This is a genomic window from Polyangium sp. 6x1 (assembly GCF_029946515.1).
GTDB lineage: Bacteria > Myxococcota_A > Polyangia > Polyangiales > Polyangiaceae > Polyangium.
In genome coordinates this window covers 93,426-117,777 of record NZ_JARZHH010000010.1, presented here as the reverse complement: position 1 = coordinate 117,777, position 24,352 = coordinate 93,426, and the positions used below count along the sequence as shown (strand labels likewise).

Here is a 24,352-nt window from a genome sequence, read left to right as displayed (position 1 = left end):
GAGGACGAAGCAACCCCATGGCTACTTTCATCACCGAAGATTGCATCAACTGCGGCGCTTGCGAGCCGGAGTGCCCCAACGAGGCGATCAGCGAGGGCGACGAGATCTACGTGATCGACCCCGAGCTTTGCACCGAGTGCGTCGGCTTCTACGACCACGAGGCCTGCCAGGCGGTTTGTCCGGTGGAGTGCTGCTTGCCCGACCCGAAGCGCGTGGAGACCGAGGAGGCGCTCATCGCTCGGGCCTCCCGCCTGCACCCGGACGACGGCGAGCTCAAGACGAAGGTCGCCAAGAACGACTTTCCCTCCCGCTTCCGCAAGTAGCCAAGAGGAGCGCCGCCCCGAGGTGCATCCGCCCCCGGCCCGCCCCAAGCTCTGGCCGCTCGCCCTTGCGCTTTGCGCGCTGGGCCTGGCTGGTTGCGGCGGCGGCGCTCCCCTCCTTCACCCCGCACACGTCCTCTCGCCCGGCAAGGTCACGCTGGGCGCGGGTTTGTCCGGCCAGCCCGTCCTCGCCGCGCTCCCGAGCGCGCCTGGAACGGACGAGGCGCAGGCCGAGACGGTCCTCCAGGATCGAACGATCGCGCCTGCCGTCGCGCCGTGGGTGGGCGGACGCGCCGGCATCGCGGGCTCGAACGAGGCGGGGCTGACCTACTCGGGGCGGGCGGTTCGTCTGGACGGACGGCACGCCTTCACGTTGAGCAAGAGCGTCGCGCTCTCGCTGGGGCTCGGCGGCGAGCTGATCTTGTCGGGGCGACCGAGCGCGGGGAACAACGACGCGGGCTCGCTGCTCGGTGGGGGGCTCGACGTGCCGCTGCTGATTGGCTGGAAGAGCACGGGGGAGCTTTATTCGGGGTGGATCGGCCCGCGGGCCGGGATCTCCTGGGTGCGCGGCGCCCTCCCCAGCGCGGATCCCGCGAAGCCTTTGACGCTCGCGGGCGAGCACGTCCGGGTCGGCATGGTGGCGGGCCTCCGGCTCGGGTTCCGTCATGTGCACGTGGCCCTCGAGGTCGGGGGCGACTGGCACACGGTCTCGGGCAGCCTGGGCGCCACGGACGTCTCGTTCGATCAGTTCTCGCTCACCCCGGCGGGCGCGCTGATCGTCGGCTTCTGAGCATTTCGCGCGAAATTCGGCCGAGAATCAGGGCCAGGGGAGCGACCTCGGGCGAGGCGCTTGCCCACGCCGTGGACCCGCCATAGACTGGGGATCATGCGCTCCTCGAACGTCCCGCTGCCCGCGCTCCTCGCCTCTCTCGGCGTTGTCGTGGGCGGTTGCTCGGCCCCCGTGGCCGAGGCCGACGACATCACGAGCGCGACCGGATCCACGACCGAGGCAATCGTCCTCGTCGAACGTAGCGTCGCCGAGGGCGAGTTCGTCCAGACGAACGTGTCGGCGAAGTTCATGCGCCTCGCTTCCGGCGCGGATCCCGAGGTGGCCGAGCGTGTGATCGGTGGATCGTGGCTGGAGCTGCCGGGCGCGGGCGAGTGTATCGCGCTCACGTCGTTCGCCGCGGCCGAGGACTCCGATGCGCTCTCCGCGCTCGGCACGATCGAGCTGCTCGACGTCGGCGATCTGTCGATCCAAACCGGCACGACGCGCATGCCGCTGGCGACGCGGGCATTCCCGGACCTCGGAGCGTTCGTCTCGGGCGTGTTTTACACGTCGCGTGATGCGCAGAGCGATCTGCCGGCGCCCGCGCGGTACGTGCTCGAGAGCACGGGCTCGGCGACGCTGAATCCGTTCGCGATCGAGGGTGACGCGCCGAGCGCGCCGGAGCGGGTTCGTCTCGGTGAAACCGCGCTCGCGGAGGGCGTGGTCTTCGAGGAAGGGACGGCGGCGATCTTGCGGTGGAACACGAGCGAAGCGCCCGCGGTGGGCGACCTCGTGTACGTGGATCTCACGGCGTCGAGCGGCGCGGGCATTCGTTGCGCCTACAACGATTCGGGCGAAGGCGTGATCCCGCAGTCGGTGCTCGACAAGAAGACCTGGGGCGCGCTCCCCGCGACGGTCGCGCTCTCGGTGCACCGCATGCGCCAGGGTGGCTTCGCGGCCGCGGGGATCGACGCGGGTGAGCTGCGGTTCGACCTGTCCGTCGTCGGTCGCGCGACGATCGCGCCTTCGTCGCCCTGACGAACGTTCGTCTGGCCAAACCAGCGGGGACCGAGCGATGAACCCCGACGAGCGCGAGACGGCAGAGCGTTCCCGGACGCACGCGGAGGCCTCGCGAAGGCTGGAAGAGGCGTGTGATTTCGTGGGGGCGGCGCGGGAGGCGTTGCTCGCAGGGGACGCGCGGCGGGCGGCGCGGCTCTCCGCGCTCGGGGGCGATGAGGCGACGGCGCGGGAGGCGATCGCGCGGATCGCGGAGCGTCTGCCGAAGGAGGTGGCGCTCGCGGCGGCGTCGGACCTCGGATCGCGCGGGTTCGGCAGGTACGCCGGGACGCTCTACGCACAGCTCGGGGAGCACGCAGAGGCGGCGAGCGCGTTCGTCACGGCCGGCGAGGTGCTGCTCGCGGCCGAGAGCTTCGAACGCGCAGGGCAACCGGCCGAGGCGGCGCGGGCGCTCGAAGCGGCGCTGCGGCAGCGACCGGATCAGGCCGCGCCGAGGCTCGCGCTGGGCGCGCTGCTCGCGCGGCACGGGCGAACCGAGGGGGCGATCAAGGCGCTGCAGCAGATCGACGCGTCGGCCCCGGAGCGCGCCGCAGCGCTGCCGCTGCTCGCGCGGTGCTTCGAGGAGGTGGGGCTCGCCGAGGCCGCACGGGAGGCGCGCGCGGAGATGGCGCGGCTCGGGGTGCACGAGGAGCCGCCCGCGAAGGACGCGACGGGCGGGTCTGCCCGGAAAAACGATCGGCGCGGCGGGGGCGTGGTCCTGTTCGGCCGGTACGAGACGACGCGGGAGATCGCGTCGTCGGCGCACGCGCGGCTCGTCGAGGCGACCGATCGGATCAGCGGCGAGCGCGTCGCGGTGAAGATCTTCAGCGGGCTCGTCGAGGGCGCGGGGCGCGACGCGCTGCAACGCTTCGAACGAGAGGCGCGCGCGCTCGAACGGCTGCGCCATCCGAACGTGGTGCCGCTCCACCAGTACGTGCCGGAGGGGCCGGCGATGGTGCTCGCGTTCATGCGCGGCGGGTCACTCGCGGACAAGATGCGCGAGGGGCCGATGGCGCCAGCGCGGGCCGTGGAGATCGCTTGCCTCCTCCTGTCGGCGCTCGGCGAGGCGCACCGGCTCGGGATCCTGCACCGCGACGTGAAGCCCGCGAACGTGCTCTTCGACGACGCGGGCACGGCGATGCTGTCGGACTTCGGCGCGGCGCACCTCGGCGACCTGTCGAGCACGGCGACCGCCGGCGCGATCGGCACGTACGCGTACATGTCGCCTGAGCAGCGGCTCGGTCGTCCCGCGGGGATCGCGAGTGATCTCTACGCGGTGGGCGCCGTGCTTTACGAGCTGCTCACGGGCGAAGCGGCCGAGCCGATGCGCGGGCGCTTCCAGGGAGGAGCACCGAGCGAGAAGAACCCCGAGCTCGGGCCGGAGCACGACGCCGCCGTGGCCACGCTGCTCGCGGAAGAGCCGGATCGACGGCCGGAAGACGCCTTCGAGGCGCGGCGCGCGCTATCGGCGCTGCGCTGGCCGGAGGCGCTTCCAAGGCGATGGGCGGCCGCGACGAACGGGAGCGAGCGGCCCGCCGCGCCGAGGCAAGGCGAGCGCCTCGGTCCGCCGCTCGCGCTCGGCGACGGGCGCGACATGGCGAGCCTGCGCCACGACGCATGGCTCGATCGCGAGGTGCTCGTGATCCCGATGGACGAGGCGTCCCTCGCCCGCGCGCGCGCCTTTGCGCGGGCCGGGTCTCCCGCGCTGCCGACGGTGCTTCGCGTGGATCGCGCGGCCGGCGAGATCTGGGTGGCGCCGCCGCTCGGCAAGGCGCTCGCCGACGCGCCGCGGGCGATCGACGCGGAGGCGATCGAGCGGCTCGGGCAGGCCCTCGCGGCGCTCGCGGCCGTGGGCGGGGCGCACGGCCACGTCGACGCGCAGCACCTCTACTGGTTCGACGGGGAGATCGAGCTCGCGTGGCCACGAAAGCCCGCCCCGCCGGACGCGGCCGAGAAGGACCGCGCGGCGCTCGAGGCGCTCACCCGCGGGACGCCGCCCTCGCGCTGAGCCCCGCGCGCGCTTCATGCATCCACGTCCCGCACGGGCGCGCTGCACGCCCGCGCGCGGCGGACCATGGAGCAGATCCCGATCCTCCGAGATCTCGCGATCATCTCGATCGTCGGCGTCCTCGTCGTCCTCGTCCTCGGCCGCGTGCGCCTGCCCGTCGTCGCTGGGCTCCTCCTCGCGGGCGCGTTCATCGGGCCCACGGGCTTCGGGCTGCTCAACGACGTACACCGCATCCAGTCGCTCGCCGAGATCGGCGTCGTGCTCCTGCTCTTCGGCATCGGCCTCGAGTTCTCGCTCGAGCGGCTTCGCCAGATCGCCAAGACCGTCACGATCGGCGGCTCGCTCCAGGTGGGCCTCACGATCCTCGCGTCGGTCCTCTGCGCACGCCTCGCGGGGCAGCCGCTCTCACGTGGGATCCTCTTCGGCTTTTTGTTCGCGCTCTCGAGCACCGCGCTCGTGCTCCGCACGCTCGCCGAGCGCGGCGAGGTCGACGCGCCGCACGGACGCTTCATCGTCGGCGCGCTGATCTTCCAGGACCTCTGCGTCGTGCCGATGGTGCTCGTGATCCCGATCCTCGCCGGCAAATCCGGCGGCGATCCGGCGCATGATCTCCTGCTCGCGCTCGGCAAGGCGGCGCTGCTCGTGCTGGTCACGGTGGTCGTGGCTCGCTCGCTCGTGCCGCGGTTCTTCGCGCTGGTGGACCGCGCGCGGAGCCGCGAGCTCTTCGTCATGGCCGTGCTCGGCATCTGCCTCGCGACGGCGTTCTTCACGTCCCTCGCCGGCCTCTCGCTCGCGCTCGGCGCGTTCCTCGCGGGCATCCTGCTCGCGGGCAGCGAGTACGCGCACCGCGCGATCGGCGACGTCCTGCCGCTGCGCAACGCGTTCACGAGCCTGTTCTTCGTCTCGCTCGGCATGCTGCTCGACGCGCGCGTGCTCATCGAAGAGCCGCTCTCGGTCGGCCTGTACCTCGCGGCGTTCGTCCTCGGAAAAGGGTTCATCGCGACGCTCTCGGCCCTGTCGATGCGTTTTCCTGCGCGCGTCGCGTGGCTCGCCGGCGTGGGGCTCGCGCAGTTCGGCGAGTTCGGCTTCGTGCTCGCGACGCTCGCCGAGCGGAACGGGCTCATCACGAAGCGCGAGGATCGGGCGCTGCTCGCGGCGGGCGTGCTCAGCATGATCATCACGCCGCTCGCGATGCGCCTCGCGCCGCGCGTGCGCGCCGGCGAGAAGATCCTGAAGCCGCTCGAACGCCTGCTCGGGGCGCGCGGCATCGACGAGCCGATGCCCGAGCACTCCGCGCTCTCGGAGCACGTGATCATCGTGGGGTACGGCGTCGCAGGAAAGATGCTGGCGCGCGCGCTCGCCGAGACGTCGGTGCCGTACCTCGTGCTCGAGCTGAACGCGGAGACCGTCCGCGCCGCGCGCGAGGCCGGCGAGCCCGCGTATTACGCCGACGTCACGAGCCCCGAGGCGCTCGCCAGCGCGCGCGTCGAGCACGCCGCGGCGCTCGTCCTGCTCATCAACGACCCCGAGGCCACGCGCCGCGCCGTGTCCGCCGCGAAGCAGAGCGCGCCGAAGATCCCCGTGCTCGTGCGCGCGCACTACATCGCCGCGGACCGCACGCTCACCGAGCTCGGCGCCGAGGAGGTCGTCTTCGAGGAGCTCGAAGCCGGGCTCGAGATGATCGCGCGTGTGCTGCGTCGACGCGGCATTCCCCGGAACGTGATCATCGAGCGCGTCAACGTCGCGCGCCGCGAGAGCAAGGGGCTCTTCATCCGGAAGCAGACGCTGCAGCGGCCCACGCTCTCGGAGCTGCCCGAGCTCGGCGAGCTGAAGGTGGAGACGTTCCTCGTGCGGCGCGGCTCCTACGCGTGCGGCAAGAGCCCGCTCGACCTCGATCTGCGCCGCAAGACGGGCGCGAGCCTCGTGGCGATACGCAGGGACGGATCGCTCTGCGAGGACGTCACCGCGAGCGCGCCGTTCCGCGAGAGCGACGTGCTCTACCTCGTCGGCAAGCTCGTCGCGATCGAGGGCGCGGTGCGCCTGCTCGACGAGGGGGACTAGGCGGTGGCCTCAGCCCGCTTGCGCCGGCGACGCTCGCGCACGAGGTGCACGAGCGCGCGCACGCCGACGCCCGCGCCGAAGAGCAAGCCAAACGACGAGGGAACGCCCGCCGCCCACACGAGGAGCGGGACCGGAGGACGCGTCGAGCACGTCGAGCGCATCGCGAAGCGGCACGCGTTCATCTGGTCGATCTCGTCCCGCGTGGCCGTGGTCTCCGGCGTCTCGGGCAACGCGCGCATCGCCCCCGACACGAGCATCCACGCCGCGAGCGCCTCCCGATCGGCCGAAGGATCCCGCGGCACGTGGTTCTTCATGACCGCCGTGAGCGCGCGCATCCGGGCCGCGGGCTCGATCTCTGCGAAGGCCCCCGCCAAGGCCGACGCGACCGGCGACGACATGCGCCCGAGGCAACCCACGGCCCGATCCTCGTTCGGCCGCAGGTACACGGTGTTGCCCTCCGGCGTCATGTGGGGGATCGATCCCATGACGGGCTCCTCGCGCACGAGCCCGCGCCGCGCGGCGAGCACACACGGCGGCAAGCGCGGCGGCGGGCGCAGCCACAGCGCGGCGTACTTCAGGTACGTCACGAGCGCGGCCGCGAAGCCGAGCGCGGAGATCACGAGGAGCGCGGCGATCACGCGGCGCGCGCGACGCTCCCGCGCGGGTTCGGCGGAAGGGGGGACGGTCGCGCTCATGAGAAACGCTTTTGCTCGGCCGCCCCGGGCCTGTCAACCGCGGAGCGCCTCTCCGGAGGTCTGCGCGACCTTGGTCCAGACCATCGCCGCTTGCGGCTGACCCATCGCCGCCGACAGGTACGCGAGGAAGCGCGCGCAGGCTTGCTCGGCGCGCTGATCGGACGCCTCCCGGGCGCGCGCGAGCGCCGTGAGCGTCTCCATGAGCGCGCGATCCATGTCGCCCGCCGACGCGAGCCCGATGCCGTACGACAGCCGCGCACGGACGCGCGCGCGCGGCGAGCTCGCCGAGTCCACCGCTTCCTTCAGCTTGCGCAGCGCCTCGCCGGGCTCGCGTCGCGCGAGCAGCACGAACGCGCCCATCCGATCGACGAGCGCGTCGTGCTCGCCCGTCACCCGGAGCCGCACGAGGATGTCCTCTACCGTCTTGATGTCGCCCTCGACGAGCGCCTCGCGCAGGAGCTTCGACAGCCGCTCCGCCATCACCACGGGATCCTCGACCGCAGCCGGATCGTCGCCGAGCGCCTCGACCGCCTCCGCCACCGAGGGCTTCGACGGCAGCCCGTACGCCGCCACCCCTTCGCCTCGCGCGCTCAGGCTGTCGGGCGAGAGCGATCCGAGCGACGACGGCGGGTGCGGATCGGATGCGCGCATCTGTCCCCCCTCCCCCATCGCTGCCTCGATGATCGACGCGATCGACAGCTCCTCGGCGGGCGCATCGACGAGCAGCTCGCCCTCGTCCGACAGCTCTGGCACCTGCACGTCCGGATCGAGGCTGCGCGCCTCGTCGATCAGCGCCGCCGCCGCCTTGCGCAGGCCCGCGCCCGCCGCTGCGAGCGCCGCCTCCGCCGCGAGCACCGCCGCCGACGCACGCTCCCCCGCGACGGCCGCGTGATACGCCGGCTCCGCGAGCCCGAGCGGCCCCACGTTCTGCTCGAGCACGCGACCGGCCATGCGATGCCAGAGCTCGCGCGTCCCTGCGTCGAGCAGACCGATCAACGCGCGCGCCGTGGTCCTCGACGCGATCGCGAGCCAGCCTTCCTCCGGCCGGTACGCCCATCCCGCGCCGACGAGCGCGTCCTCCACGACGGCCACGCGCGCGCCCGCGCCCGCCATCAGCGTCGACACCGCGTCCACGATCTCGCTCGGCGCATCCGCGCCAAGCAGCGCGACGCCCACGAGCGCCGCGCGCTCGCCAGGTTCGAGCCACGTCGCGCGCCGCACGATCCACTCGTGCGCCGGCGCCGGCGCGCCTCGACCGCTCGCGCGATCCCGCGGCTCGGCGACGTCTCCGGCCCACCGGAGCTCTCCCGTCGAGAGCCCCTCCGCGAGCGCCTCGCGGATCCCGAGCGGCATCCCTTCTCCGCGACGCGCCCACCTCTCGGCGGCTTCCTGCGTGATCGCGCCGCCGCAGAACGCGCGCGCGAGCGCCACGGCCGCCTCTTTCGGCAGCGGGCCCAGCGTCACCTCCGCGACCACAGGGATCGACGAGAGCACCTCGGGCAGCGCCTCCTCCACGTCGAGACGCACGACCGACCGGAAGAACCCCGGCGCCGGGATCGCCTGCGACACCACCTCCAGCGTCGCCACGTCGATCAACGCCACGTCGTCGACCGTGAGCAGACCCGATCGCCCATCCACCGGCGCGAGCCAAGCATCCACGAGCTCGGCGGCGCTCCGCGGGTCGATCCCTTCCCCCGCGAGGAGCTTGTTGAACGCCGCGGCGAGCGCCTCCGGCAGCGCCGGCGGTTCTTCCCGCCCGAGCGACCGCGCGAACGCGTTGCGCAGCGCCCCGAGCGGCTCGCGTGGCAAGAACGTCGGCGCGATCCGCAAGGACCGCGGCGGCGCGAGCCTGCGCGCGAGCTCCTGAAGCAGCCGCGTCCCGCCCGCGCCCGGCGCCGCCCGCAAAAGCCCTGCGCACCCGAGCGGAACCGTGAGCTTGCCGAGCTCCTCCTCGCGGCCCACGAGCTCCGGCGCGAGCACGAGCTTGAGCACGTTCGCCAGCGTGTCGCCTCGGAGCGGCGCGTAGATGTCGAGCCGCAGGCCTCGCACGATCGAGCCGTCCGCGGCACGCCCTCGACGCAGCCCCGCGGTCACGAGGTCGCCCGACTGCACCGCCGCGACGTCCGCATCGAGCAGCACCTCACCGGGGCGCGCGATCGCCGCGAGCCGCTCGGCGCGGACGAGCGGCTTGCCCCACGCGAGCCCGCCCTGCGCGCCGATCGGCTGCATCTCGCCTTGCGCGATCCCGATCCGCAAGGGCTCGCCGTCCTGCGCTTCTGCCACCTGTTCGAGCGTGAACCCGAGCGCCTCGTCGAGCGCCTCGGCGGCGAAGTCGACGCTATACGCCTCGCCGCTCCACGCGCAGAGCGCGCCGCCATGAGCCTCTGCGCGCTTCAGGATCGAGAGCGATCTCTCGAGATACCCCGATCCGGAGCTCGCCAAAGAGCCGTTTGGCCCGTGGAAGCTCACCACGATACGTTCCGCCACGCGCGCATCGTCTCTCATCGCGCGCATCCGTCAAAGGGGTTCTTCAGCCGAAAATGATGAACCCGAGCTTCGTGAGCACGAAGTCCGCCACGAGGATCGAGATCGACACGCCCACGACGGCCCGCGTCGTCGACTGGCCCACGCCCTCGGTGCCGCCGCGCGTGATCATGCCGAAGTGACAGCCCACGAGCGCGATGATCGCACCGAAGAACGGGCACTTCATGAGCCCCATCCAGAAGTCGCGGAAGTTCATCGAGCCGAGCGCGGAGCGAAGGAAAAACCCCCACGGGATGCCGAACTGCCAGTCGCAGATGATCATCGCGCCCGAGAAGCCGATCACGAGCGCCAGCGCGCCGAGCACCGGCATGATGATCACGCAGGAGACGAGCCGCGGCACCACGAGCTTCTTCATCGGATCCGCCCCGAGCGCGCGGATCGCGTCGATCTGCTCCGTCACGGCCATCGAGCCCACCTCGGCCGCGATGCCCGATCCGATCCGACCTCCCACGATCACCGCCGTCAGCGTCGGCGCGAGCTCGCGCGAGAACGACAGACCGATCACGCGGCCCGTGTACTCCATGCCGCCGAACTTCTGCAGGCCGAAGGCGAACTGCACCGCCATGACCATGCCCGTGAAGAGCGCCGTCGCGCACGCGATCCCGAGCGATCGGATGCCGAGCTGCTCCATCTGGTGCATCGTCGATTGGAGCTCGAACGGTCTCTGGAACATCGCCGCGAACGTCTCGCGCGTCATCCGCCCGATCTGCGCGAGGTGCACGAGGAAGTTCGTCCCCCGCTGCGCGAGCCGCTCGTAGAACGGCGGCTCCGGCGGCAGCCCCGGCAGCGACTTCGGCTTCTGCGACTCCACGCCCGAGGTCTGGCTACTCATCGCCGGGCACCGTGGCGAAGCCTTTGACGAACGCGCGAAACGGCCCGACCGCGGCCGAAAAGCCCGCGGGATCGGCGATGCAGTAGAGGTCGTAGACGCAGCCGTCCTTCTTCAGCACCCACACGTCGAACTGCCGCGGCACGCCGTCGAGCTTCGCCGTCACCACCGTGTGCAGCGCCTCGCGCCCGTCGAACGGCACGACCTCCTCGCTCACCACCTCGCGGTCCGTGAACTGCAAGAAGAGGTGCTGCACGAGCGAGCGGAGCGGCACGTCCTCGCCGTCCACCTTGCAACGACCCGAGGCCGCGATCATCGCGTCGTTCGCCGTGTCCTCGAACGCGAGGGCCTGGCCGTCGAGCTCGATCTGTTTCCACGTCGCGGGCGGCGTCGGCACGCGGAAGGCGTAGCCGGTCCCTCGGTACACCGAGCCCGTGAAGCTCGGCGCTCCGCAGGCTCCGATCCCGAAGACCGCGAGGCAGAGGCCGAGCACGAGCGCTCGGGGGCGACGAAAGGGCATTCCCATCGCGCGGGCGAAGCTAACACGCCGAAGAGAGCGTCTCCGGCGGAAACCGACGACCTGACCATGCTGTGACAGACTGCGTACTCCGTTTCTCACCAGCCCCACGGGTCCCCGCCCTGGGGCCGTCGCGGCGGCGGGGCGCCGTAAGGCCGACCGTAGGGAGACTTGGTTCGCGGGGCGGGTGGGCGGAGCTGGGTCCAGCGGTCGTGCTCGCGAGGAGGCTTGTCCCGCATGAACACGCGGATGAGCAGCGCACCCGCGACGAACCCGCCGAGGTGCGCGAAGAACGCGACCCCGCCGCCCGACCCGCCGACCGAGCGGATGCCGCTGAAGAGGTTCAGCACGAAGTACTCGAGGATGATCACCCAGGCCGGGAGCTCGAAGAAGATCCCGAAGAAGAGCCAGAGCGGGACGATCGGGTTCAGCACCGTGATCGGCGAGCGCGGGTAGAGCGACCCGTACGCCGCGAGCACGCCCGAGATCGCGCCCGAAGCGCCCACCATGGGCACGACCGACGACGGGTTCACCACCACCTGCGCGAGCGCCGCGCAGAGGCCGCAGAGGACGTAGAAGAGCGCGTACCGCTTGCTGCCGATGGCGTCCTCGACGTTGTCGCCGAAGATCCAGAGGTAGAGCATGTTGCCGCCGATGTGCGCCCACCCGGACGGGTCGTGCATGAACATGCTCGAGAACACCGTCGGCAGGGCGGCGATGGGCTCTTGCACGAGGCGCGCGGGCACGAGGCCGTACTCCATGAGCAGCGCGAAGGCCCTCCCCTCGGTGCCGCGGGGGCCGGCCACCGAGATGAGCGCCTGCGTCCACACGAAGACGCCGAGGTTCACGAGGATGATCAGCCAGTTGACGTAGGGGCGGCGCCGAGCCGGCAGGCGGTCTCGAAGGGGCAACATGGCGGGACTGCCTTACCATGCGCAGGCCATGCCGGTCTTTCAAGGACACGAGGGTCCGCCTTCCCCCTCGTGACAGGCGTGGACCGTGCTGGTAGACGGAGAACGCGATGCCTCCGATCGGTCTACGCCTCCACGACACGATGACCGGCAAGCTGACCCAGCTGGTGCCCAAAAAGGCCGGCGAGGTGCGCGTCTACTGCTGCGGCCCCACCGTTTACGACGTCGCGCACGTCGGCCACGCCCGCGCCGCGCTCGCGCCGGACGTGCTCGTGCGGCACCTGCGCAGCCAGGGCGTGCGCGTCGTCTACACGCGCAACGTGACGGACGTCGACGACAAGATCCTCGCGCGCTCCAAGGAGAAGGGCGAGACGCCGCTCGACCTCTCGGCCCGCATGGCGGCGCTCTACCAGGAGGACATCCGCGCGCTCGGCTGCCAGGACCCGGACCACGAGCCGCGCGTTTCCGACTCGATCGACGACATCATCCGGATCATCGAGACGCTGATCAAAAACGGCAACGCGTACGTCGCCGACATGCCGAACGGCTCGAAGGACGTCTACTACGCGGTCCGCTCCTTCGCGGAGTACGGCAAGCTCTCGCACCGGCACATCGAGGACCTCTGCTCGGGCGCGCGCGTCGAGGTCTCCGAGCAGAAGCACGATCCGCTCGATTTCGCGCTCTGGAAGGGCGCAGGCGACTGCACGTGGGGCTGGGACAGCCCGTGGGGCAAGGGCCGCCCTGGCTGGCACATCGAGTGCTCGGCGATGAGCGAGCGCTACCTCGGCTACGGCTTCGACGTGCACTGCGGCGGGATGGACCTCGTCTTCCCGCACCACGAGAACGAGATCGCGCAGAGCGAGGCGGCGCATCCGGGCGAGGGGCCGTTCTGCTCGCTGTGGATCCACAACGGCTTCGTGAACGTCGACAAGGAGAAGATGGCGAAGTCGCTCGGCAACTTCGTCACGATCCGCGACGTCTACCAGCGCAACGACCCCGAGGCGCTCCGGTACTTCCTGCTCACGGTGCACTACCGCGGCCCGATCGCCTTCGAGACGGAGAAGCGCGAGGACGGGCGTGTGGTCTTCCCGGGCATCCTGGAGGCGGAGCGGCGGGTCGATTACCTCTATCACACGCTCGGCCGGCTCGGCTCGCTGGCCGAGCTCGCGAAGGGCGCCACGGGCGGCGACGACGCGCCGGCGCCGACGATGCGTTTGCCGAAGGAGATGGCGCCGATGATGGACCTCGCGTCGGCGGCGCGCGGCAAGATCGACGCGGCGCTCGACGACGACCTCAACACGCCCGTCGCGCTGGCGGTCGTGGGCGAGGTCGCGCGCGCGGGCAACGAGCTCGTGGACCTCGCGCAGAAGCGCCGCAAGGACCCGGAGATCGCGCAGGCGGCGCCGCTCGTGGCGAAGATGCTGGCGCGCGCGCTCTGGTCCTCGGTCGAGCCGCTCGGCATCTTGCAGACGCCGATGGCCGTCTACCGCGGGCGCACGCAGGCGCGGCGGCTGTCGATCCTGAACAAGACGGCCGAGGAGATCACGGCGCGGCTCGAGGAGCGGCGACAGGCGCGGCAGGCGAAGGACTTCGCGCTGGGCGACGCGATCCGTAAGGAGCTCGAGGCGCTCGGGATCGAGGTCGCGGACAACCCGACCGGGACGACCTGGCGCATCGGCGTGTAGAGCTCGCCCGTACGTTTCCTACCTGCCCCCCGTGACGTAGCCAGATCCGGGAATTACCCTTCCCCCGGCCCATGGCTCGCGACCTTTATTCCGTGCTCGGCGTCGCCCGGGACGCTGACGAAGACACCATCAAGAAAGCTTTCCGTAAGCTCGCCGTCCAGTACCACCCGGACAAGGCGCCTGGAAAGGCGAACGAGGCGAAGTTCAAGGAGATCAACCACGCCCACGAGGTCCTGTCGGACAAGCAGAAGCGCGCGCTCTACGACGAGTTCGGCGACGAAGCCCTGCAGCAGGGCTTCGACGCGGAGCGAGCGCGGTTCGTGCGTCAGTACGGCGGAGGCCGCGGCCGAGCCGGCGGGCCGGCCGGAGCCGGCGGCGGGGTGCCGTTCAACGTCGAGGAGATCTTCGGGGGTGGGGGCGGCGGCGGCGGCGCCGCGTCCGGCGATTTCGGCGACCTCTTCGGCAACATCGGCGACCTCTTCGGGCGGGGCCGCGGCGGCGGCGCGCGCGGGGGCGTGCGTGCGCGCAAGGGGCAGGACGTCGAGAGCGAGGTGACGATCGACTTCGTGTCGGCGGTGAAGGGCACGACGGTGCAGCTCCAGCGCGAGGGCGAGGAGCCGATGACGGTGCGCATTCCTGCGGGCGCGAACGAGGGCAGCCGCATTCGTGTCCCTGGGCAGGGCGGGCCTGGAATGGGCGGCGGGCCTGCCGGGGATTTGCTGCTGACGATCCACGTGACGCCGCACCCCTTGTTCAAGCGCGAGGGCGACGATCTCCGTCTCGACGTGCCGGTGAGCATCGGCGAGGCGTATTTCGGCGGGAAGGTCAAGGTACCGACGCCGGACGGCGAGGTGACCTTGAAGGTCCCGGCGCACACGCAGAGCGGGCAGGTGCTCCGGCTCAAAGGAAAAGGCGTGGCGCGAAAAGGAAAAGAGCCGGGGGACCTGTACGTGCGATTCTTGATCCACATCCGCACGGAGGACGAACCGCGCGTGGCCGAGGCGGTGAAGGAGCTCGACGTGCCGGGGGACGAGTTGCGGAAGGAATTGCGGTTCTGAAGGCGGCTCTACGCCTCACCGATTTCGCTCTACGAATGCACTCCCATCCAGGATGCTGTTCACCCCGACGTAGTAGCCTGCCTTCGTCGTGAAGATTGGTTGTCCCTTCGCCTCTTTGCCGTGCTCATCCGTTGCGATGACGTAAACGGTCCTATCCAAGTCGCCGGCGTCGGGCGCATCGCGACAGCTCAGGTGCTTGCCATGGATGATGAGGAAGTTCGGCCAAGTTACGCCGTGCGCATGTAGCTGCGCCGCGATCTTGGCAATGGTGCCCCACCAGGGCCGAAACTCTTTGCACTTCTCACAGCCTTCCGCATCGATGTTCTTCGATAGTCCGATCTGCATGTGAAACCTCTCCTGTTGGTGCTCGCGCGCGTCAGCCGCCCGTACCTTCGTTGTCGCCCGGCGGCTCCTCGGCTCGACCCCTTCTCGCCGCGCGCCCTGCCGTGACGAGCGACGGATACGCCGCCGCGCCTCCCTCCTTCCGCCGGAGCCACGTGGCGGTCGTCGTCACCTCTCCATACAGGCCGAGGAGCAGCGCAAAGGCGCGCTGGACTCGCTCGACCCAGAGCGCTTGCTCCGTGCTGCGGGAGGCCGAAAGCTCTGCGACGATCCGGTGGGAAAGCTCGTCCGCGCGCGCGGCGTCCTCGGCGCTGTAGTGGACCTTGTCGTTTTCGAGCTGCTTCTTTTCGGTACGATAGAGCCGGGCGAGCCGGGCGAGGTCCTGGGCGAGGTCACGGTACCCCGTGCCCACGCGGATATCGGCGATCTCGCGGCCGGTGGGCGAGGCCGGGTCGAAATGGTAATCGCCGACCTTGAGCATCCGCGCCTTGAGCGTGGTGGCGTCGTCCACCAGCTCGACGGGGAGCTTGGCCTCGGTGCCCTGGGCATTGGCGGAGAGGAGCGAGGTGGCCGCATACCAGGCCGCGAGGGCGGCGGCTTCGAGGTCATCGAGGGCAGCGATATCGAAGAGCTCCTTGGGCAAGAGCTCGAAGCGGGCGCGTGTCTCGGGTGCGGAAAGCTCCCGGGCGATGCCGAGCGCGACGATGGCCGCGGCGTCGACGCTCGTATTGGGTGATTGGAGGCTGTCTTTGGGGATCTGTTCGAAGCGCGGGAGGAGTTTTTCGAATGCGGCCTTGGCGGCGTCCGCATCGACAGGGGGCTTCTTCTTCTGCGGAGGGTTCATCGTGGGGACGCTACCATGGGGACCGTACAGGGCGGTAGCGGTTCGACGGAGGGCGGGGAGGTCGGTGGGCGACCGCCGGCAGGCTCGGCGGAGCCGCGGGGCGGTCGCCAGGCGACCCCATTTGAGATAAAGCCAACCTCCGGAGGTCGGTGGGTGACCGCCGGGAGGCTCGCGGGAGCCTCGGGAGGTCGACAGGCGACCCCATTTGAGAGAAAGCCAACCTCCGGAGGTCGGGAGGTGACCGCCGGGAGGCTCGCGGGAGCCGCAGGAGGGTCGAGCCGGGAGCACGCTGGGTGGTACCCTGACTCGGATGGTGCACCGAGTAGACCTCGTCGGATACCACAACACGGAAAAAATGGGCTACTCCATCCTGACGGGTAAAGTTCCCTTCGGCTTCTACACGAACAAATCCGTCTCAAGATACCGCGGCGCAAGGGTATGGTCAATCGCTGGCATAGATCAGCCGAGAAAATATTTCCTCGCCGATTGCTTCATCATCGACAAGATTGAACGCTCGGACCACGAAGCATTCGCGAATCTCGTGCGCGGAAGAAAGGGCAAGGCGTTCCGGGATACGATTCTCCTCAACGACTACCCGTGGTTCGTGGACTTCCGGAACAGCCAAGCCAACTTCAGCTTGGGCCTGTCGCCGATCGCCAGCAAGTTTGTCAGGCGGCTCGAAGCCCTCGCGCCGGAGGCGATCTGCCTGCGCGCGCGCTGACCAAGCCGCGAGCCTCCGCCCGTCTCACCCCCCTTCCGTTTTCATCCGCACCCCGGCTAACATCCCTCCGCCCGCTCCCCATCCACGAGAGGAACCGACCGATGCTTGCCGGACGCATGATGGACTTTCCCCTCACCCTCACGCATTTCCTCGAACGCGCGCGCACCTTCTTCGGTCGCAACGAGATCGTCTCGCGCCTCCCGGACAAGACCCTCGTCCGCGGCACGTACGCCGACTTCTACCGCCGCACGTCCAAGCTCGCGAACGCGCTCCATCGCCTCGGGGTTCGGCCTGGCGATCGGGTCGCCACGCTCTCGTGGAATCATCAGCGCCACCTCGAGGTCTACCTCGGCGCGCCGGCCATGGGCGCCGTCGTCCACACCTTGAACCTCCGCCTCCACCCGAACGAGCTCGGCTACATCGCCAATCACGCCGAGGACAAGGTCGTCGTCGTCGACCGCTCGCTCCTGCCGCTCTGGCGCAAGTTCGCCGACCAGGTCCGCTCGGTCCGGCACGTCGTCGTCGTGCCCGATTGCCCCGCGCAGGGCGAGGCCACGGGCGCCGAGATTGATTACGAAGAGCTCATCGCCCCCGAAAAAGACGAATACCCCTGGCCCTCGCTCGACGAGCGCAGCGCCGCGATGATCTGTTACACCTCGGGCACCACGGGAAACCCGAAGGGCGTCGTCTACAGCCATCGCTCGACCGTCCTCCACACGCTCGTCGTGTGCAATGCCGACACCATCGGCGTCCGCGAAGCCGACACGGTCCTTCCCGTCGTCCCCATGTTCCACGCCGCCGCCTGGGGATTGCCTTATGCGGCCATCGCCGCGGGCTCCAAGATCGTCTTTCCCGGTCCGCACCTCGACCCGCCGAGCCTGCTCGACCTCATGGCCGCCGAAAAGGTCACGATCGCCGCGGGCGTGCCCACGATATGGCTCGGCATCCTCCAGCTCCTCGATCAGCACCCCGGCAAGTGGGACCTCTCCGCGATCCGCTCCACGGTCATCGGCGGCTCGGCCGCGCCTCCGGCTTTGATCGACGGGTTCAAATCGCGGCACGGCATCGACGTCACGCACGCCTGGGGAATGACGGAGACGAACCCCGTCGGCACGCTCGCGCGGGTCAAGCACAGTTTGTCCCACACAGACGATGCCGCGAAACTCGGGTGTAAAGCCTCGCAGGGGTATGCCGTGCCGTTCGTCGAGCAGCGGCATGTGGACGAGGACGGCAAGATCCTGCCGTGGGACGGCGAGACCATGGGCGAGCTCGAGGTGCGCGGGCCGTGGGTCGCCTCCTCGTATTTCGGCGGCGAGGGCCCGGATCGGTTCACCGCGGATGGATGGTTCAAGACGGGCGACGTCGTCACGATCGATCGCGAGGGCTATCTCCGGATCACGGATCGCTCGAAGGACGTCATCAAATCGGGCGGCGAATGGATCAGCTCGGTCGCGCTGGAGAACGCGCTCATGAGCCACCCGGCCGTGCTCGAAGCGGCCGTCTTCGCGGGCCGGCACCCGAAATGGACCGAGCGACCGCTCGCGGCGATCGTGCTCAAGGAGGGCAAGACCGCCACGAGGGAGGAGCTCAATGCCCACATCGAGTCGAAATTCGCGAAATTCTGGCTCCCGGACGATTACGTCTTCATGGCGCAGATCCCGCGCACCTCGACCGGCAAGTTCTTGAAGACGAAGCTGCGGGAGCTCTACGGCGATCACCTCGAAAAGAAGGGCGCCGCGGAGTAACACGGCGCATGCGCCCCTCCCTGCTCCTCGCGCTCGCCCTCGTCGCTTGCGGCGGAACCCCGCCCCGGCCAGCCGTCGACGTCGCGACGCCGCGCGCCTCGCATGCATCCACCGGTGCGCTCGTCGCCGAGCCGCTTCGGGATCCTGAACCGTGCACGCCTGTCGCCGAGCTCGTGCGGATCGAGCGCGTGCCGGGGACGGAGAACGACACCACGCTGACCCCGGATCCCGGCTCGGGGCAGACGTCGATCCATTTCGCGGGCTCGCTGAACGACGACCGCTTTCCCGACCTCATCGTCTACTTCAACGATACCTGTGGCAGCACGCATGAATGCATGAGCGGCGTCTACCTCGGCTGCGGCGAGGAGGAATACCTCCCCGTATGGGGTCCCGAATACGCCTTCGACCTGAAGGTCAAAGGCACCGAGACGGCGAATGGCTATCGCCTGATCCAGCACATCTCACGAGCGGGCGAATTCGAGGCGGACGTCGTCGATCTCCACTTCGACGGACAATCGTACCAGCCCGCGCCCCGCCCCTAAGCCACGCTCTCCACCTCGTACACCTTCGTCCCTTGCGGCGTCGGCACCTCGGCTTCGTCCCCTTCCGACAAACCCATCAGCGCGGCGCCGAGCGGGCTCGTCGGCGTCACCACCTGCACCTCGGTCCCGCCGAGCTTCACGCGTTGCCCGCCCGCCGCGGGCAACACGAAGCACACGAGCTTCGATCCCCGGTGCGAGAGCGTCACGAGCGCCGTCGCCGCGATCCCGTCGCCTTCCGCGAACGTGCGCACGTAGATCGAGCCGAGGAGCGCGAGCGATCGTTCGAGCTCCCGCGCCCGCTCGGCCTGGCCCCGCGCGATGTAGGACGCCTCGGTCGAGCGCATGTCCTTGTCGTTCTCGGGCTTGTTCTCTTCGTGTGACGCGGCCGCGGCCGCCTCCTGGGCGATGCGCGCCATCGTGGCGAGCTCTTCCGTGAGCCGCGCGCGAAGTTCCTTCAGGAGTGCCTGTTTGTCGAGCTGCACAACCCCTCCGTGGGCGCCCGCATCAAGACACGGACGCCCCACCCCCCGCAAGCGCTACGCGGTACACGACGCCCCATTTCTCTGCCGTCCCCTCCACGTCATCGATCACCGGCACCCGGTAGCGCGTGATCTCCTCGATCCCCTCCTTCGGCAGATAGGCGCGCCCCGGATCCCCGAGCAGCACCGTCCTCCCCTCGGCCGCGCGCGCCCCGAGCCACGGCAACACCACGCGCGTCATCGCCGCGTCGTAACAAACGTCCCCCGCCAGCACGACCTCGGCCGCCTCGGCCCAGGCCGGCAAAACCGCCGCGCCGAGCACGTCCTCCACGTGCGCTTCCACCGACGCGCCCGCGTCCTCCGCGTTCATCGTGATCGCCGCGGCGGCCAGCGGATCCGTATCCACCGCAACGACCCGAAGCGCCCCCGCGCGCGCCGCTGCGATCGCGCAGAGCCCCGAGCCCGAGGCCAGATCGAGCACGACCTTGCCGCGCACGATCTCCGGCCGATCGAGCACGAGCCGCGCGATCGCTTGCCCGCCGGACCAGGCGAACGCCCAGAAGGGCGGCTCGATCCCGTGTGTCCGGAGAAACGCCTCCGTGGCGCGCCAGAGCGGCGTCACCTCCGTCGCGAGCCGCAGCCGGATCTCGGGCAGGAGCGGCGGCGCGCACGGGGCCGTGTTTTCCTCGATGAACCGCCTCGCCTCGGCCTCTTGCATGGACGGGCGCGAGCGTACTCGATGCTTGACGCCCGGGCGGAAAAAAGGTCTGTAGGGACCGATGTGGGCAAACGCTCGCCTTGCCATTTGTGCCGTCCTCGGGCTCGCGACCGCCGCTTGTGCGCCCGCGAAGCCTGCGGAGAGCCCCGAGAGCGCGTCGCCCACGGTCTCCGTCGCGAAGACCGCGCCGAGTGAAGAGCCGATCGGGCCCGACGTATCGAGCCCTGGGGACCAGTTCGAGCTCTCGATCGGGGGCAAGGTCTACTCCGTGGCCGACGGCAAGCCTTTCGAGGTGCAGCTCGGCGGCGAGCGCTTCGAGGCCACGGTCCGATCGAAGCAGGTCCTGCATTACCAGGGCAACGGGATCTCCTTCCGATATCCGAAAGAAATGACCCTGGAGGACGACCGCTCCACGGGCGTCTCGAGCGTCACGGTCGAGGCGGCGGATTCGACGTTCCTGATGATCCAGATCTATTCGATCGATGTCGATCCGGACACGCTGAGCCAGTCGCTCGTGGACGGCATCGAGAAGGAGATGCGCTCGCGCGGCGGCCAGTTTCACCCGGGCAGCGGCACCACCGTGACCCGGCGCCTGCGCGGCGAGAACGTCGAGGGGACGCGGCTCGAGTTCACGCTCGCGAAGGAGTCGGTGCGGACCGAGGTCTACGTCCTGCGCAAGGGCAAGCACACCATTTCGGTGCTGATCCAGCGCTCGGACGACGACGCGATCCTGGCGGAGCGTCGCTTCAAGGTGATCACGGAATCGCTCCGGTAGGCTTGACAGGCGGCGCTCCGTGCGAGAGACCGAGGCGCCCGTGAGCGATCCCTTCAACGCTTGGGGCTTCGGGTCGCCGAAGGCGCCCTTCGCCCCAAACCCCTCCCCGAACGAGGCCTCGAAGAAAGGCGCGCCGCGCTCGCTCGTGCGCCTCGCCGTGCGCCTCGTGGGCCCGGTCCTGCTCGTGGTCGTGCTCCTGCGCATGCACGACGCGCGCGCCGCGTGGGATGCGCTCGCGACGGCCTCGCTCCTGCCGCTCGGGCTCGCATTCGCGCTGAACGCGGCGAGCTACTGGCTCAAGATCGTCCGCTCCGACGTGCTCCTCTCGGCGCGCGGCTACGACTACCCGCGCAAGCGCGCCTGGCTCGGCTTCCTCTCGTCGGTCTTCGTCGGCATGTTCACGCCGGGCCGCGTGGGCGACGTCCTCCGCGCGCAATACTTCCGCCACGACCTCGGGATGCCGTATTCCGAAGGGATCGCGGTCGTCGTGGTCGATCGGCTCTGCGACCTTTACGTGCTCGTCGGGTTCGTGGCGGTGGGCGTGGCGCGATGGAGCTCGGTCGTCGTCGGGGATCTCGCGCTCTTCACGTGGGGCGGCGTGCTCTTCACGGCGCTCGGCCCGCTCGTGCTCTTCGTCCCCTCGTTCGCGCAGACGGCGATGCGGGCGCTTTACAAGAAAATGCCCGGCGATCCCACGGGCGAGGGGTTCGATCGTTTTCTCCTGGCCCTGCGCGCCCAGCGCCCGCGGCACCTCGCGTCCGCGGTGCTGCTCACGATTCTCGCGTTCGGCGTCAATTACCTCCAGGGATACCTCATCGCGCAATCGCTCCACTTCGATCTCGCGTTTTACGACGTCGTTTGCCTGCTCGCGGTCGCGAGCCTGCTCGGCCTCTTGCCGATCTCGGTCTCGGGCCTCGGCGTGCGCGAGCTCTTTTTTTCGGAGGTCTTCCCGGCGCTCGGCCACCCCGGGGACGCGGGCTTGATCTACGGGCTCGTCGTGTTCCTCGTGATCTACGTGGGCGTGGCGGCGATGGGGTTTGTCGGGTGGTACCTGGCGCCGCCGCCGTTCGGGGACAAACCGGACGCGCGAGGCGCGGCGGAGGCGGGGCGCTGACCGCCCGCCCGGGATGTGGTAGGATCCAGCCATGAACGCGGTTCCGGCGCGCAAGCAGGACGAAGAGGAGCGGAACGCGCCCGAGGTCGAGGCGGCGTTCGAGGCCGTCCCTGCGGAGCAGATCGCGGAGATCATCGACGGCGAGCTCCACGTGCAGCCGCGACCGCGGATACGCCACGCTCGGGCGGCTTCGATGCTCGATCGTACGTTGCGTCCCTTCGATCCTCCCGGTGACGAGCCTCCGGGGGGCTGGGTCATCCTGTACGAGCCGGAGCTGCACCTCGGCCCGGGACCGGACAAGCTCGTGCCCGACCTCGCGGGCTGGCGACGTGAGCGTATGCCCGAGCTGCCGGACGTCGCGGCCATCACGCTCCCGCCCGACTGGGTCTGCGAGGTGCTTTCGCCCGGCACGCAGGCCATCGACCGCGGGAAGAAAATGCGAATCTACCGGCGCGAGGGGGTCGAGTACCTGTGGTTCGTCGATCCTGCTGCGCAATTGGTCGAGGTGTTCCGGCTCGTCCATGGGCGCTCGTCGCACCTCGATACGTACGAAGGTGACAATCGCGCGCGGCTCGAGCCTTTCGAGGCCATCGAAATCGACATCGGCGCGCTTTGGGCTCGGTGAAGTGAACGAAAGCGAGCCCCAGCGGACCACCGTCTCCGGCCCCGACGCAATCCTCCTCGCGTGGATCCTCGCGGCCGTCACGAATGCGATCACCATCGCGCGGTCCTTCATCCTGCCGCCGCGCCTCGTCACGCGCGTCTTGCATCACGCCTTCGATGCCGGGCATTTCCTCGCCCTCGGCCTCGCCTCGGCCGGCCTCGTGGGCCTTCACATTCGCTTCGGCCGCGCGCGCCCACGCATGTCCGCCGCTGTGCTCGTCGTGCTCGCGCTCGCGCTCGGCGCCCTCGTCTTGCCCTCGGACCTCGCGACGGCCACCGAGCGCCACGCCTCGGGCCACGCCGCCTGGGTCCAGCCGGCGCTGCTCGTCCTTGCCATCACGCTCTTCGCGCTCACCCTTCCGCTCACCATTCTGCTCGGCCGCCTCGCCGCGCGCCCCTATCTCCGCTGGGTCGCCGTCGCCGTCGCCGCCGCGCTTTTCTCGGTGAACCCCGTCCTCCTCGAAGGCGATTACGCTGGCGTGCGCCTCTTCGTCGCCTTCGTCGCCGCGGCCCTCTTCGCCGCCGCCCTCGCCGGCGCCGCCTTGCCCGTGCGCCTCGCCCGTTTCGCCCGCCGGCTCCGCCCCCTCCGCACGCCGCTGCTCGCCGGCGCCTCGCTCGCCGCGGCCGCTGCGGTCGTCGTCCCGCCCCGGCCCACCGTGGCCATGGCCCTGCAAGGCCCGAGCGGCTCGCTGCTCCCGCCGTTCCTCGGCGCGCTCCGCGAGAGGATGGTTTCCTACGACGCCCCCGTGCCCCCCGAAATGGCCCCGTGGTTCGTCGACCGCAAGGCCGCGCCTCCCGTACCGCCGAGCTCCCCCGCGGTTTTACCTGCCAATCCCGCCGTCTTCCTCTTCAGCATCGATTGCCTCCGGAACGACGTCCTCCTCGAAGGCAAGTACGACGACAAGCTCCCGAACCTCGCCTCCCTCCGCAAACGCGGCGTATATTTTCGTTCAGCCCGCTCCGCCGGCTCGCAGACCGTCTACAGCCTCTCGGCGCTCTTCGCGGGCACGTACTTCTCCCAGCAATACTGGACGCCGAACGCGGGGCCCGTGCTCGGCGTCTGGCCCGCCAAGGACGAGACCCCGCGCTTCCCCGAGCTCTTGCGCGCCCGCGGCGTCTCCACGATCACCTTCGCGAGCGCGGCCTGGCTCGTCAACCAATATGGAATCGTCCGGGGTTTCTCCGAGGAGACCTTCGTCCGCCCCGCCGGAAACAGCCGCTGGACCATGAGCAAACCCCTCGTCGACGCGGCGGTCGGGCGGCTCGCGAAGGTGAACGGCGAGCCGTTTTTCCTGTACATCCATTTCCTCGACGCGCACAACCCCTACAACCTCGCGGGCACGGCCGGCTCCGAGTTCGACCGTTACCTCGGCGAAGTCGCCCTCATCGACGCCCAGATCGGCCGTCTGCTCGCCTTGATCGAGCGCACGCCGCTCGCCGAGCGCGCCGTCGTCGTCCTGACGAGTGATCACGGCGAGGCGTTCGGCGAGCATGGACAGTGGGTGCACGCGAATTCGCTGTACGACGAGCTCTTGCGCGTGCCGCTCATCGTGCAGGCCCGGCCGATCGCGCCGCGCCTCGTCGACGCGCCTGTCTCGCACGTCGACCTCGGCCCGACGATCCTCGATCTCTTCGGCGAAAGCACGCCCGGCACCTTCATGGGCCAGAGCCTCGTGCCCTATCTGCGCGGCGAGACCCCCACGCTCACGCGCCCGATCCTCGCCGAGACCCGCCTGAAACGCGCCCTCGTCCTGCGCGACGGCATGAAGCTCATCGTCGACGATCGCAGCCACACCGTGGAACTCTTCGACCTCGCCTCGGATCCGGGCGAGTCGCAGAGCCTCGCGGACGACCCGGCGCGCCTCTTCCCGCCGCTCTCGCACCTGCGCCGGTTCCTCGCCACGCACACCCTGAAACGCGAGGGCTACGTGGTCCCGTATCGACGGTGAGCCGCGC

General features: G+C 70.1%; 23 protein-coding genes. 14 read left to right on the top strand and 9 right to left on the bottom strand.

Annotated elements, in window-relative coordinates; translation table 11 throughout:
* Positions 1–17 precede the first annotated feature (17 nt).
* The 5 genes from QHF85_RS12900 to QHF85_RS12880 all read left to right on the top strand — a co-directional run bounded on the left by QHF85_RS12900 (position 18) and on the right by QHF85_RS12880 (position 6,214).
* On the top strand, positions 18–323 hold the full coding sequence (locus QHF85_RS12900; RefSeq protein WP_281327448.1) for a YfhL family 4Fe-4S dicluster ferredoxin: 306 nt from the start codon (positions 18–20) through the stop codon (positions 321–323).
* 22 nt (positions 324–345) lie between these two features.
* On the top strand, positions 346–1,110 hold the full coding sequence (locus QHF85_RS12895; RefSeq protein WP_281327447.1) for a hypothetical protein: 765 nt from the start codon (positions 346–348) through the stop codon (positions 1,108–1,110).
* A 96-nt stretch (positions 1,111–1,206) separates the two neighbouring features.
* The gene (locus QHF85_RS12890; RefSeq protein WP_281327446.1) at positions 1,207–2,127 is read left to right on the top strand and encodes a hypothetical protein; all 921 of its coding nucleotides are present in this window, start codon (positions 1,207–1,209) and stop codon (positions 2,125–2,127) included.
* Positions 2,128–2,164: 37 nt separating this feature from the next.
* Positions 2,165–4,153 carry a serine/threonine-protein kinase gene (locus QHF85_RS12885; RefSeq protein ID WP_281327445.1) on the top strand — a complete coding sequence of 663 codons (1,989 nt, stop codon included), beginning with the start codon at positions 2,165–2,167 and terminating at the stop codon, positions 4,151–4,153.
* Positions 4,154–4,219: 66 nt separating this feature from the next.
* Complete coding sequence (locus tag QHF85_RS12880) at positions 4,220–6,214, top strand: cation:proton antiporter (RefSeq protein ID WP_281327444.1); 1,995 nt, start codon at positions 4,220–4,222, stop codon at positions 6,212–6,214.
* Here the strand turns inward: QHF85_RS12880 and QHF85_RS12875 are convergent.
* The 5 genes from QHF85_RS12875 to QHF85_RS12855 form a co-directional block, all read right to left on the bottom strand.
* A complete protein-coding gene (locus QHF85_RS12875; RefSeq protein WP_281327443.1) occupies positions 6,211–6,909 on the bottom strand; it encodes a hypothetical protein in 699 nt (232 codons plus the stop codon). The genes QHF85_RS12880 and QHF85_RS12875 overlap by 4 nt on opposite strands.
* A 33-nt stretch (positions 6,910–6,942) precedes the next feature.
* Complete coding sequence (locus tag QHF85_RS12870; RefSeq protein ID WP_281327442.1) at positions 6,943–9,396, bottom strand: hypothetical protein; 2,454 nt, start codon at positions 9,394–9,396, stop codon at positions 6,943–6,945.
* A 43-nt stretch (positions 9,397–9,439) separates the two neighbouring features.
* Complete coding sequence (locus QHF85_RS12865) at positions 9,440–10,285, bottom strand: ABC transporter permease (protein WP_281327441.1); 846 nt, start codon at positions 10,283–10,285, stop codon at positions 9,440–9,442.
* The gene (locus tag QHF85_RS12860; RefSeq protein WP_281327440.1) at positions 10,278–10,808 is read right to left on the bottom strand and encodes a hypothetical protein; all 531 of its coding nucleotides are present in this window, start codon (positions 10,806–10,808) and stop codon (positions 10,278–10,280) included. The genes QHF85_RS12865 and QHF85_RS12860 overlap by 8 nt, the downstream gene beginning before the upstream one ends.
* An 89-nt stretch (positions 10,809–10,897) precedes the next feature.
* Positions 10,898–11,713, bottom strand: coding sequence for a rhomboid family intramembrane serine protease (locus tag QHF85_RS12855; RefSeq protein ID WP_281327439.1), 816 nt, complete (start codon positions 11,711–11,713; stop codon positions 10,898–10,900).
* 107 nt (positions 11,714–11,820) lie between these two features.
* Here QHF85_RS12855 and cysS point away from each other — a divergent pair, with 107 nt between their 5' ends.
* A complete protein-coding gene (gene cysS / locus QHF85_RS12850) occupies positions 11,821–13,395 on the top strand; it encodes a cysteine--tRNA ligase (RefSeq protein WP_281327438.1) in 1,575 nt (524 codons plus the stop codon).
* Positions 13,396–13,466: 71 nt separating this feature from the next.
* Complete coding sequence (locus QHF85_RS12845; RefSeq protein ID WP_281327437.1) at positions 13,467–14,453, top strand: DnaJ C-terminal domain-containing protein; 987 nt, start codon at positions 13,467–13,469, stop codon at positions 14,451–14,453.
* Between the two features lie 15 nt (positions 14,454–14,468).
* Here QHF85_RS12845 and QHF85_RS12840 read toward each other — a convergent pair whose 3' ends face one another.
* Complete coding sequence (locus QHF85_RS12840) at positions 14,469–14,798, bottom strand: hypothetical protein (RefSeq protein WP_281327436.1); 330 nt, start codon at positions 14,796–14,798, stop codon at positions 14,469–14,471.
* A 31-nt stretch (positions 14,799–14,829) separates the two neighbouring features.
* Complete coding sequence (locus QHF85_RS12835) at positions 14,830–15,639, bottom strand: hypothetical protein (protein ID WP_281327435.1); 810 nt, start codon at positions 15,637–15,639, stop codon at positions 14,830–14,832.
* Positions 15,640–15,949: 310 nt separating this feature from the next.
* On the opposite strand from QHF85_RS12835, the gene QHF85_RS12830 reads away from it, so the two are divergent.
* The 3 genes from QHF85_RS12830 to QHF85_RS12820 all read left to right on the top strand — a co-directional run bounded on the left by QHF85_RS12830 (position 15,950) and on the right by QHF85_RS12820 (position 18,647).
* The gene (locus tag QHF85_RS12830; RefSeq protein ID WP_281327434.1) at positions 15,950–16,360 is read left to right on the top strand and encodes a hypothetical protein; all 411 of its coding nucleotides are present in this window, start codon (positions 15,950–15,952) and stop codon (positions 16,358–16,360) included.
* Between the two features lie 101 nt (positions 16,361–16,461).
* On the top strand, positions 16,462–18,105 hold the full coding sequence (locus tag QHF85_RS12825; RefSeq protein WP_281327433.1) for a long-chain fatty acid--CoA ligase: 1,644 nt from the start codon (positions 16,462–16,464) through the stop codon (positions 18,103–18,105).
* Between the two features lie 8 nt (positions 18,106–18,113).
* On the top strand, positions 18,114–18,647 hold the full coding sequence (locus QHF85_RS12820) for a hypothetical protein (RefSeq protein WP_281327432.1): 534 nt from the start codon (positions 18,114–18,116) through the stop codon (positions 18,645–18,647).
* On the opposite strand, the gene QHF85_RS12815 is transcribed toward QHF85_RS12820, so the two are convergent.
* Both QHF85_RS12815 and QHF85_RS12810 read right to left on the bottom strand, forming a co-directional pair.
* On the bottom strand, positions 18,644–19,129 hold the full coding sequence (locus tag QHF85_RS12815; protein ID WP_281327431.1) for a GreA/GreB family elongation factor: 486 nt from the start codon (positions 19,127–19,129) through the stop codon (positions 18,644–18,646). The two genes, QHF85_RS12820 and QHF85_RS12815, sit on opposite strands and share 4 nt — an antisense overlap.
* Before the next feature lie 22 nt (positions 19,130–19,151).
* Positions 19,152–19,844, bottom strand: a complete 693-nt coding sequence (locus QHF85_RS12810; RefSeq protein WP_281327430.1) for a 50S ribosomal protein L11 methyltransferase — start codon at positions 19,842–19,844, stop codon at positions 19,152–19,154.
* A 61-nt stretch (positions 19,845–19,905) separates the two neighbouring features.
* Between QHF85_RS12810 and QHF85_RS12805 the strand changes: the two genes are divergently transcribed.
* From QHF85_RS12805 to QHF85_RS12790, 4 genes are read left to right on the top strand one after another with little or no spacing between them, the layout of a single operon-like run.
* Positions 19,906–20,619, top strand: coding sequence for a hypothetical protein (locus tag QHF85_RS12805; RefSeq protein WP_281327429.1), 714 nt, complete (start codon positions 19,906–19,908; stop codon positions 20,617–20,619).
* 40 nt (positions 20,620–20,659) lie between these two features.
* Positions 20,660–21,733 (top strand): lysylphosphatidylglycerol synthase transmembrane domain-containing protein, encoded by a 1,074-nt coding sequence (locus QHF85_RS12800; RefSeq protein ID WP_281327428.1) that lies wholly within the window; start codon positions 20,660–20,662, stop codon positions 21,731–21,733.
* Positions 21,734–21,764: 31 nt separating this feature from the next.
* Complete coding sequence (locus QHF85_RS12795; protein ID WP_281327427.1) at positions 21,765–22,358, top strand: Uma2 family endonuclease; 594 nt, start codon at positions 21,765–21,767, stop codon at positions 22,356–22,358.
* A gap of 1 nt (position 22,359) precedes the next feature.
* Positions 22,360–24,345, top strand: a complete 1,986-nt coding sequence (locus QHF85_RS12790; RefSeq protein ID WP_281327426.1) for a sulfatase — start codon at positions 22,360–22,362, stop codon at positions 24,343–24,345.
* The last annotated feature ends 7 nt before the right edge of the window (positions 24,346–24,352 follow it).